A 9,855-nucleotide genomic window follows, 5' to 3' on the forward strand; every position below is an offset into this window, starting at 1 on the left:
ACCAGTAATGCCATCGGAAAGCTCATCGGCCACGTCAGCCCGACCAGCACGGCGGCGAGCAGGCGAACCCAGCCTTTGTCTCTGGTGAGAAACCAGGTGATGACGCCGCACACAATCGCCATCACCCCATAGAAAATCAGTAGCTTCAGATACAGTGTCATGGTGACAGACGCTCCCTGCGGAAAGGCAGCAGGTATTATCAACCGAACCCGCTGCCTTAAAGGCGACCCCTGTCACAGGGTGGTTCAATGTTTTATCATCATGTGCCGTACCACGGTGTAGTCTTCCAGCCCGTATACCGACATATCTTTGCCATAGCCGGACATTTTCTGTCCGCCGTGCGGCATTTCGCTGACCAGCATAAAGTGCGTATTCACCCAGGTGCAGCCGTATTGCAGGCGCGCGCTCATGCGATGCGCCCTGCCGACATCTTTTGTCCATACTGAAGACGCCAGGCCGTACTGCGAATCATTGGCCCACGCCAGCACCTGATCTTCATCGTCAAACTCCGTAATGCTTACTACCGGGCCGAACACTTCGCGCTGGACAATGGCATCTTCCTGCTTCGCTCCGGCCAGCAGCGTCGGCTGGTAATAGTAGCCCGCGCCTTCGCGCTTCGCGCCGCCGGTGACCACCTTGATATGCGGCAGCGCTTTGGCTTCTTCCACCGCCGCCGCCACGCGCGCCAGATGCGCTTCGGAGCTGAGCGGCCCCAGCTCGGTGGATTCATCCTCAGGCGCACCCATTTTCAGGCTGGCGATGGCGGTACCGAGTTTTTCCACCAGCGCCGGGTAAATGCCCTTTTGCGCGTAAATACGACAGGCGGCGGTGCAGTCCTGCCCGGCGTTGTAATATCCGAAGGTGCGCACGCCTTCGACAACCGCGTCCAGATCCGCATCGTCAAAGACGATCACTGGCGCTTTGCCGCCCAGTTCCATATGGGTGCGTTTCACCGTTGACGCGGTGTGGGCGATGATATGCTCGCCGGTGGCAATCGAGCCGGTGAGCGACACCATACGCACTTTTTCATGACCGGTGAGCGGATCGCCGACGGTTTTGCCGCGGCCAAACAGTACGTTCAAAACGCCTGCCGGGAAAATGTCTTTTGCCAGTTCTGCCAGTTTCAGCGCCGTCAGCGGTGTGATTTCCGAGGGTTTGATCACCACACAGTTGCCTGCCGCCAGCGCGGGCGCGAGTTTCCAGGCCGCCATCATCAGCGGATAGTTCCAGGGGGCAATGGACGCCACCACGCCCACCGGATCGCGGCGGATCATTGACGTGTGACCTTCAAGATATTCCCCCGCCGCCAGTCCATTAAGCGTGCGCGCCGCCCCGGCAAAGAAGCGGAACACGTCCACCACCGCCGGGATCTCATCGTTTAACGCGCAGTGCAGCGGTTTGCCGCAGTTCAGCGATTCGAGTTTTGCCAGCGCGTCGGCGTTGTCTTCTATGACCTGCGCCAGTTTCAGCAGCGCTTCGGCACGTACTTTCGGCGTGGTCTGGCCCCATTCGCTAAAGGCGCGATCGGCGGCGCGCACGGCGGCGTCGACCTGGGCTGCGGACGCTTCGGCGATCTCCAGCAACACCTCCCCGGTGGCCGGGTTATACACTGCCTGGGTTTCGCCTTCGCCGTTGATCAGCTCGCCATTAATTAACAGTTGATGTTGCATAATATGGTCCTTTCTCTGTGGTCAATTATTTCCCGATGTCGTCCTCGCGGGTCAGCCACCAGGCACCGAGGATCGGCAGCATAGTTACCAGCATCACCAGCAGCGCCACCACATTAGTCACCGGCACGTCACGCGGTCGACCTAACTGGTTGAGCAGCCACAGGGGCAGCGTACGTTCATGCCCGGCGGTGAAGGTGGTGACGATGATTTCGTCAAACGACAGCGCGAACGCCAGCATGCCGCCCGCCAGCAGCGCCGAACCTAAGTTCGGCAGCACCACATAGCGGAAGGTCTGCCAGCCGGTCGCGCCCAAATCCATCGACGCTTCCACCAGGCTCCATGAGGTGCGGCGAAAGCGTGCGATCACGTTGTTAAATACCACCACCACGCAGAAGGTCGCATGGCCGATGACGATGGTTAAAAAACCCGGCTCCAGATTGACGGTTTTAAAGGCCGTCAGCAGCGCCAGCCCTGTGATGATCCCCGGCAGCGCAATGGGCAGCAGCAACAGTAAAGAGATGGCGTTTTTGCCAAAAAACGTGCTGCGCCATAACGCTGCTGCAGCAAGCGTGCCAAGTACTAAGGCAATCGCCGTCGACAGCGCGGCGATTTTAAGTGACAACGTCACAGATTCGAGAATGTCGCCCCGGGTGGCGGCCACGCTGAACCAGCGCAGGGTCAACCCCTGCGGGGGAAAACTGAAGGCGGCGTCTTCGGTGTTAAACGCATAGATGGCGATGATGGCGAGGGGGAAATGCAGGAAGATCACCCCGCCCCAGGCCGCGACTTTGAGCAAAAAGGGGGCGCGATCAGAGTGCATCGAAAGCTCCCAGGCGTTTCACGAACGCCAGATAAAGGGCAATCAATACAATGGGCACCAGCGTAAAGGCCGCCGCCATCGGCATGTTGCCAATCGCCCCCTGCTGGGAATAGACCATATTGCCGATGAAATACCCCGGCGGGCCGATCAGTTGCGGGACGATAAAATCCCCCAGCGTCAGCGAGAAGGTAAAAATCGATCCGGCGGCAATGCCGGGAATGGCCAGCGGCAGCACCACATAACGGAACGTCTGCGCCGGACGCGCGCCCAGATCCGCCGACGCCTGCAACAGCGAGGCGGGTAACCGCTCCAGCGCCGCCTGCACCGGCAGGATCATGAACGGCAGCCAGATATAGAGAAACACCAGAAAGCGCCCGAACCCGGAGGTGGAAAGCGTGCTGCCGCCCACCGCGGGCAGCGTCAGAAATGCCGCCAGCAGCGGTTGCAGCCCCAGATGGCTTAAAAACCACTGCGCCACGCCGTCTTTCGCCAGCAGCAGCGTCCAGGCGTAGGCTTTGACGATGTAACTCGCCCACATCGGCAGCATCACGGCGATATAGAAAAACGCTTTCATTTTGCCGGTGGTATAGCGCGCCATAAACCACGCCATCGGGAAGGCAAGAATGGCGCTGGCAACGGTGACTGCCAGCGCCATGGTCAGCGTGCGCAGGATAATGTCGTAATTGGCGGGGTTGAACAGCGCCCGCAGGTTCGCCATCGTCAGATCCGGCGTCACCGACATGGTGAAATCGTCGAAAGTGTAAAAGCCCTGCCACAATAGCGTAAGCAGCGATCCGAAATAGACCACGCCGAACCACATCAGCGGCGGCACCAGCAGCAGGAACAGACCAAGGCCGGGCTTGCGCCAGAAAAAGCCCGACAACCGCCCGGTTTGCGGCGGCGCAGAAAGACGGGAGAAGTTTGTCGCCATTCAGCCCGCCCCCTGCAGTGGTACCATCGCCGCCCGCGCCCAGCAGGCCAGCACCCTCTGCCCCGGCTGTAACAGTTCGGGCAACTGCGCGTCGGAGAGATTCGCCTGGCTGACCAGTAATTTTTCTCCGCCCGGCAAGCGCAGTTCAAAGCGCGTCGCCGCCCCCTGATACTGCACTGCCTGCACGATGCCCTGCACCTGGATCTCGCCGGACTCGTTCAGCCGGATATGCTCCGGRCGTAGCGAATACATCCCCGTCATGCCGCACAACTGGCTGGCGGTGTCGGCGGTAAAGACGTTGGCAGTGCCGACAAAACCGGCGACAAAAGGCGTGCGCGGGCGTAGATAGAGCTCACGCGGGCTGTCGATTTGCTCGATGCGGCCATTGTTGAACACTGCCACCCGATCGGACATCGACAGCGCTTCCCCCTGGTCGTGGGTGACGAAAATAAAGGTGATGCCGAGATCCTGTTGCAGCTTTTTCAGCTCGAACTGCATCTGCTCACGCAGTTTGAGATCGAGCGCGCCGAGGGGTTCATCCAGCAGCAATACCCGCGGCTCGTTGACCAGCGCGCGGGCGATTGCCACCCGCTGCCGCTGGCCGCCGGAAAGCTGCGACGGTTTACGGGTGTGCACAAATCCCAGCGCCACCTTTTCCAGCGCCTCGCGGGCGCGGGCATGGCGCTGTTTTTTGTCGACGCCTTTCACCATCAGGCCGTAGGCGACGTTGTCGAGGATCGACATATGCGGGAAGAGCGCGTAATCCTGAAACACAGTATTGACGTCGCGCTGCCAGGGCGGCAGCGTGCTGGCATCCTGCCCGAAAATACGTATCGCCCCGCCGGACAGTTGTTCAAACCCGGCGATCAGCCGCAGGCAGGTGGTTTTGCCGGAGCCGGACGGCCCCAGCATGGAGAAAAACTCCCCGTCCTGCACTTCAAGGCTGACGCCATCCACCGCCCGCACATCCCCATACAGACGCGAGACATTCTGAAACTCTACGGCCCAGGCCATGCTTAACGTCCACCCATGATGGCGATGTAATCCTGCGTCCAGCGGCTGTACGGCACATATTTACCGCCGTCCGCCACCGGCGTTTTCCAGAAGGCGATTTTGTCAAAGAAGCTGTAGCCGTTGGTGTCGCAGCCTTTCTCACCCAGCAGCGTGCTGGCCTTGCAGCCTTCCGGCACCACCGGCAGCGAGCCAAACCAGGCCGCCACGTCGCCCTGTACTTTTGGCGTCAGCGACCAGTTCATCCACTTATAGGCGCAGTTCGGGTGTTTGGCGTCGGCGTGCAGCATAGTGGTGTCCGCCCAGCCGGTGACGCCCTCTTTCGGAAAGACGGTGGCGATGGGCTGATTTTCGCCTTTCAGCGCGTTTGCCTGATACGGCCAGGCGCTGGAGGCCACCACGCCTTCGTTTTTGAAGTCGCTCATCTGCACAGTGGTGTCATGCCAGTAGCGATGGATCAACTGATGCTGGTCACGCAGTACCTTCAGTACGGCGTCGTACTGCTGTTGGGTGAGCTGGTAGGGATCCTCAATGCCGAGTTCCGGCTGGGTGGCTTTTACATAGAGCGCGGCATCGGCGATATAAATCGGCCCGTCATAGGCCTGTACGCGCCCCTGATTGCTTTTGCCGTCCGGCAGTTGCTGTTTGATAAACAGCACCGCCCAGCTGTCCGGCGGCGTGGGGAACGTCGTGGTGTTGTACATCAGCAGGTTCGGCCCCCACTGATACGGCGTGCCGTAGACTTTACCGTTGACGTTAAACCAGTCGCCCTTCTCCATACGCGGATCGACGTTTTTCCAGTTCTCTATCAGCGCGGTATTGATCGGCTGGACGCGTTTTCCCATGATCAGCCGCAGGGAGGCGTCGCCGGAGGCGGTAACCAGGTCGTAGCCGCCTTTCGCCATCAGGCTGACCATTTCATCGGAGGTGGCGGCGGTTTTGACGTTGACGGCGCAGCCGGTCTCTTTTTCAAAGGCCGTCACCCAGTCGTAGTCCTTATCGGTTTGCCCGCGCTCGATATAACCGGGCCAGGCGATAATATCGAGCCGCCCTTCGCCATCGCCGATTTTTGTGGGCGGTTCGGCGGCGTGGGCGCAGGCAAGGGTCATGCCCAGCGAACACAGACAGCTGCGCGCAAATGTTTTGCTCATACGGATGTACTCCTGTCGCAATAAGAGGTGCGGCAGCCGTGCCGTTAAAAAGTCTCCCTTCATAAAGGTAGACAGCGGCACGATCCGTATAAAAGAAATTTGCTCAGGTTGTGACCGGCGTTAAATTCAGTAAATAAGCCGCCGCAAAGAGTTGTTATTTCAGCGATTCACGAATTAATTGTCCGAGGATCTTCACCGCCTGTTCCTGGCGGTCGCCCCACTCCCAGGAGGTGTTAAAGCGGAAAAACGGCACCCAGGCGTCGGAGGTGGAAAACATCTTGCCCGGCGCAATGCTGATGCGGTGCGCCAGCGCCTGCTCGCTTAATTTTCCCGCATCCAGGGTTGCGGGCAGTTCGATCCATAAAAAATAGCCGCTGTCGTTGTGGTGAATCTTCACCTCCGGCGGAAGATGGCGCAGCAGCGCCTGCCAGCTTTGCTGTTTGCGGGCGGCCAGCGTGCGCCGCAGGCGGCGCAGATGGGCGTCGTAACGCTGGGTGGAGAGGTAATCGACCAGCGCCAGCTGCACCGGCGAACTGGTGGATAAGGTGCTCATCAGCTGTAGCTGCTGGATACGCCGCGCGTGTTTCCCCGCCGCCACCCAGCCGATACGAAATCCCGCCACCAGACATTTGGAAAACGACGAGCAGTGCAGCGTCATGTCCTGCGTGTCCCAGGCTTTGGCCGGCAAGGGTTTTTCCCGCCCGTAATACAGCTCGCTGTAAACATCATCCTCTATGAGCGTGACGTTATGCTGTGCCAGCAGCGCCACCAGTCTGGCTTTTTTGTCGGCGCTGAGGGTAAAGCCGAGCGGGTTCTGGCTGTTGGTCATCAGCCAGCAGGCTTTTACCGGATAGTCGTTCAGCGCCTGGGCGAGCGCCTCCAGATCGATGCCCTCTTTCACGTCCGTCGCTACCGACAGCGCNTTCAGCCGCAACCGCTCCAGCGCCTGCAACGCGCCGTAAAAACAGGGATTCTCGACGATCACCCAGTCCCCCGGTTGCGTCACCGCCTGCAAACTCAGATTCAGCGCTTCCAGCGCCCCGGCAGTGATCACGATTTCATCCGGCGAAATAGTCATGCCCTGCTGGGCGTAACGGCGGGCAATGGCATGACGCAGCGCGGCATTGCCCGGCGGCAGGTTTTCGATCACGCTCATGGCGGTGGCGGTTTTGCCAATCGCCGAAAGCGAGCGGTTGAGCTGCTGCTGCGGGAAAAGATGGGGATCGGGAAACGCCGAACCAAACGGCAGCACCGAGGCGTCACAGCTGGCCTGTAATACGTCAAAAATGTAGGTGTTGATGTCCACCACTTCATCACGCATCACCTGTGCGGGCGGTGTCAGTTTCTGGCTCACCGGCCGCGGCGCGACGAAATAGCCGGACTGCGGGCGGGCGACGATGCGCCCCTGGCTTTCCAGCATCTGATAGGCGTGACCCACGGTCATAAAGCTCAGGCCGCTGTGCGTCACCTGCTCGCGCAACGACGGTAAACGGTCCCCTGGCTGCCAGACGCCGAGTTCGATCTGATCGATAATTTGTTGCGCAAGGCGCTGATATTTTTTCATTTCACTTACACAAAACTAACCTAAACTTACCGTACCACGACAGTTGCCCTTTCGCTATATCAGTTCACTCAAAATGACGGCTTTTCGCAAACTGTTATCTAAAAATATCGGGTATCTGCGTCTGCACGTTTCGCTCCCGGATCATTACCATTAACGCTAACAGCAGGTTATCAGAGGTTGTCTATGTTCGGTCTTGATGCGTTTCATCTGGCGAGGATCCAGTTCGCTTTCACGGTTTCATTCCACATTATCTTTCCGGCGATCACCATCGGGCTGGCCAGTTACCTTGCGGTGCTGGAAGGGTTGTGGCTGAAAACCAAAAATCCGGTGTGGCGTGCGCTGTACCATTTCTGGTCGAAAATCTTCGCCGTAAACTTCGGTATGGGGGTGGTTTCCGGTCTGGTGATGGCCTATCAGTTCGGCACTAACTGGAGCGGCTTTTCGCAGTTTGCCGGGAGTATCACCGGGCCGCTGCTGACCTATGAAGTGCTGACGGCCTTCTTCCTGGAGGCGGGTTTTCTTGGCGTGATGCTGTTCGGCTGGAATAAAGTCGGGCCGGGCCTGCACTTTCTGGCGACCTGCATGGTGGCGCTGGGCACGCTGATGTCCACCTTCTGGATCCTCGCGTCCAACAGCTGGATGCACACCCCGCAGGGATTTGAGATCGTCAACGGTCAGGTGGTGCCGGTGGACTGGTTCGCGGTTATTTTCAACCCTTCCTTCCCGTACCGGCTGCTGCATATGACGGTGGCGGCGTTTCTCAGCAGCGCCCTGTTTGTGGGGGCGTCGGCGGCCTGGCATCTGCTGCGTGGTAATAACACCCCTGCTATTCGCACCATGTTTTCCATGGCGCTGTGGATGACGCTGATTGTCGCGCCCATTCAGGCGATGATCGGCGATATGCACGGGCTGAACACGCTGGAGCATCAACCGGCGAAGATCGCCGCCATTGAAGGCCACTGGGAAAACAGACCGGGCGAAGCGACGCCGCTGTTGCTGTTCGGCCTGCCGGATATGGAAGAAGAGCGCACCCGCTACGGGCTGGAGATCCCCGCGCTAGGCAGCCTGATCCTCACCCATAGTCTGGATAAACAGGTTCCGGCGTTAAAAGAGTTTCCGAAAGAGAACCGCCCCAACTCCACCATTGTGTTCTGGTCGTTCCGCATCATGGTGGCGATGGGCCTGCTGATGATGCTGCTTGGCGTCGCAGCGTTGTGGCTGCGTTATAAACACCGCCTTTACGAGTCGCGGCCGTTCCTGCATTTTGCGTTATGGATGGGGCCTTCCGGACTTATCGCCATTCTCGCCGGATGGGTGACGACGGAAGTCGGCCGTCAGCCCTGGGTGGTGTATGGCCTGCAACGCACTATCGACGCGGTTTCCGCCCACGGCGATTTGCAGATGAGTATCAGCCTGCTGACCTTCTTCGTGGTCTATACCTCGGTCTTCGGCGTCGGTTACAGCTACATGGTGCGCCTGATCAAACTGGGGCCGCAGCCACCTGACGAACATCCCACAGATGGCCGGCCTGCCCGCCCGCTGTCGGCCACCAGGGAGGAGTTTAAATAATGGGTATCGATCTGTCGGTAATCTGGTTTGTGATCATCGTCTTCTCCACGCTGATGTATATCGTGATGGACGGCTTTGATCTGGGCATCGGCATTCTGTTTCCGCTGGTACAGGATGAAGACGAGCGCGATGTGATGGTCAACACGGTCGCCCCGGTATGGGATGGCAACGAAACCTGGCTGGTGCTGGGCGGTGCGGGTCTGTTCGGTGCGTTCCCGCTGGCCTATGCGGTCATTATTGACGCGCTGACCATCCCCCTGACGCTGATGCTGATTGGGCTGATTTTCCGCGGCGTGGCCTTTGAGTTCCGCTTCAAAGCCACCCCGGAACACCGGCCGTTCTGGGATAAGTCATTCCTGTGCGGTTCGATCCTCGCCACCTTCACCCAGGGGATAGTGGTGGGCGCGGTGCTGAACGGCTTCCCGGTGACGGGCCGTACGTTCAGCGGCGGTGCGCTGGACTGGCTGACGCCCTTTAACCTGTTCTGCGGTTTTGGGCTGGTCGTGGCCTACGCCCTGCTCGGCGCAAGCTGGCTGGTGATGAAAAGCGGCGGTGAATTACAGGTGAAAATGCGTCGCTCGTCGAAACAGCTGCTGCTGGCGCTGCTGGTGGTGACGGCGGTGATCAGTCTGTGGACGCCGCTGGCGCATCAGGCGATTGCCGATCGCTGGTTCAGTATGCCAAATATCTTCTTCCTGATGCCGGTGCCGGTGCTGGTGGTGCTGCTGAGCCTGTGGCAATGGCGCAGCCTGAGTAACGTCGAGCACCATTCGCTGCCCTTTGTGCTGACGCTGGGGTTGATTTTCCTGGGCTTCAGCGGGCTGGGCATCAGCATCTGGCCGCACATTATCCCGCCGTCCATCACGCTGTGGGAAGCGGCCGCCCCGCCGCAAAGTCAGGGCTTTATGCTGGTCGGCGCGCTGCTGATTATTCCGGTGATCCTGGTCTATACCTTCTGGAGCTACTACGTGTTCCGCGGCAAAGTTAAACCCGGCGAGGGCTATCACTGATGCAGAAACCTTTATGGAAACGGCTGATGTGGCTGGTGATCATCTGGGGTGCCAGCGTGCTGGCGCTCGGCGCGGTGAGTATGGGGTTCCGGCTGCTGATGAGCGCGGCGGGGTTTAAGGCACATTGAT

At 59.4% G+C, this 9,855-nt stretch carries 10 protein-coding genes; 3 read left to right on the plus strand and 7 right to left on the minus strand.

Features of this window, described 5'->3' with window-relative positions; all coding sequences use genetic code 11:
• From QRD42_RS14855 to QRD42_RS14885, 7 genes are all read right to left on the minus strand, one after another.
• The coding region (locus QRD42_RS14855; protein ID WP_321988772.1) for a GhoT/OrtT family toxin at window positions 1-161 on the minus strand (161 nt) is incomplete at its 3' end.
• 84 nt (window positions 162-245) lie between these two features.
• Window positions 246-1,670, minus strand: coding sequence for an aminobutyraldehyde dehydrogenase (gene patD, locus QRD42_RS14860; RefSeq protein WP_321987500.1), 1,425 nt, complete (start codon window positions 1,668-1,670; stop codon window positions 246-248).
• Window positions 1,671-1,695: 25 nt separating this feature from the next.
• Complete coding sequence (locus QRD42_RS14865) at window positions 1,696-2,490, minus strand: ABC transporter permease (protein ID WP_321987501.1); 795 nt, start codon at window positions 2,488-2,490, stop codon at window positions 1,696-1,698.
• A complete protein-coding gene (locus QRD42_RS14870) occupies window positions 2,480-3,421 on the minus strand; it encodes an ABC transporter permease (RefSeq protein ID WP_321987502.1) in 942 nt (313 codons plus the stop codon). Before QRD42_RS14870 ends, QRD42_RS14865 begins: the two co-directional genes overlap by 11 nt.
• Window positions 3,422-4,435 carry an ABC transporter ATP-binding protein gene (locus QRD42_RS14875; protein WP_321987503.1) on the minus strand — a complete coding sequence of 338 codons (1,014 nt, stop codon included), beginning with the start codon at window positions 4,433-4,435 and terminating at the stop codon, window positions 3,422-3,424.
• Window positions 4,436-4,437: 2 nt separating this feature from the next.
• A complete protein-coding gene (ydcS, locus tag QRD42_RS14880; protein WP_072568523.1) occupies window positions 4,438-5,583 on the minus strand; it encodes a putative ABC transporter substrate-binding protein YdcS in 1,146 nt (381 codons plus the stop codon).
• Between the two features lie 154 nt (window positions 5,584-5,737).
• Complete coding sequence (locus tag QRD42_RS14885) at window positions 5,738-7,147, minus strand: PLP-dependent aminotransferase family protein (RefSeq protein WP_321987504.1); 1,410 nt, start codon at window positions 7,145-7,147, stop codon at window positions 5,738-5,740.
• A gap of 183 nt (window positions 7,148-7,330) precedes the next feature.
• Here QRD42_RS14885 and QRD42_RS14890 point away from each other — a divergent pair, with 183 nt between their 5' ends.
• From QRD42_RS14890 to QRD42_RS14900, 3 genes are read left to right on the plus strand one after another with little or no spacing between them, the layout of a single operon-like run.
• Window positions 7,331-8,716 (plus strand): cytochrome ubiquinol oxidase subunit I, encoded by a 1,386-nt coding sequence (locus tag QRD42_RS14890; RefSeq protein ID WP_072568525.1) that lies wholly within the window; start codon window positions 7,331-7,333, stop codon window positions 8,714-8,716.
• Complete coding sequence (cydB, locus tag QRD42_RS14895; protein ID WP_072568526.1) at window positions 8,716-9,726, plus strand: cytochrome d ubiquinol oxidase subunit II; 1,011 nt, start codon at window positions 8,716-8,718, stop codon at window positions 9,724-9,726. The genes QRD42_RS14890 and cydB overlap by 1 nt, the downstream gene beginning before the upstream one ends.
• The gene (locus QRD42_RS14900) at window positions 9,726-9,854 is read left to right on the plus strand and encodes a DUF2474 domain-containing protein (protein WP_318362917.1); all 129 of its coding nucleotides are present in this window, start codon (window positions 9,726-9,728) and stop codon (window positions 9,852-9,854) included. Before cydB ends, QRD42_RS14900 begins: the two co-directional genes overlap by 1 nt.
• Window position 9,855: the final 1 nt, after the last annotated feature.

Origin of the sequence: Enterobacter sp. PGRG2 (assembly GCF_030291195.1) — a bacterium.
Classification (GTDB): domain Bacteria; phylum Pseudomonadota; class Gammaproteobacteria; order Enterobacterales; family Enterobacteriaceae; genus Enterobacter_D.

What these genes read in the sequence shown, in the direction of transcription:
- patD (WP_321987500.1), bottom strand. Translation starts at nt 1,670, where the DNA reads ATGCAACATCAACTGTTAATTAATGGCGAGCTGATCAACGGCGAAGGC.
- QRD42_RS14865 (WP_321987501.1), bottom strand. Translation starts at nt 2,490, where the DNA reads ATGCACTCTGATCGCGCCCCCTTTTTGCTCAAAGTCGCGGCCTGGGGC.
- QRD42_RS14870 (WP_321987502.1), bottom strand. Translation starts at nt 3,421, where the DNA reads ATGGCGACAAACTTCTCCCGTCTTTCTGCGCCGCCGCAAACCGGGCGG.
- ydcS (WP_072568523.1), bottom strand. Translation starts at nt 5,583, where the DNA reads ATGAGCAAAACATTTGCGCGCAGCTGTCTGTGTTCGCTGGGCATGACC.
- QRD42_RS14890 (WP_072568525.1), top strand. Translation starts at nt 7,331, where the DNA reads ATGTTCGGTCTTGATGCGTTTCATCTGGCGAGGATCCAGTTCGCTTTC.
- cydB (WP_072568526.1), top strand. Translation starts at nt 8,716, where the DNA reads ATGGGTATCGATCTGTCGGTAATCTGGTTTGTGATCATCGTCTTCTCC.
- QRD42_RS14900 (WP_318362917.1), top strand. Translation starts at nt 9,726, where the DNA reads ATGCAGAAACCTTTATGGAAACGGCTGATGTGGCTGGTGATCATCTGG.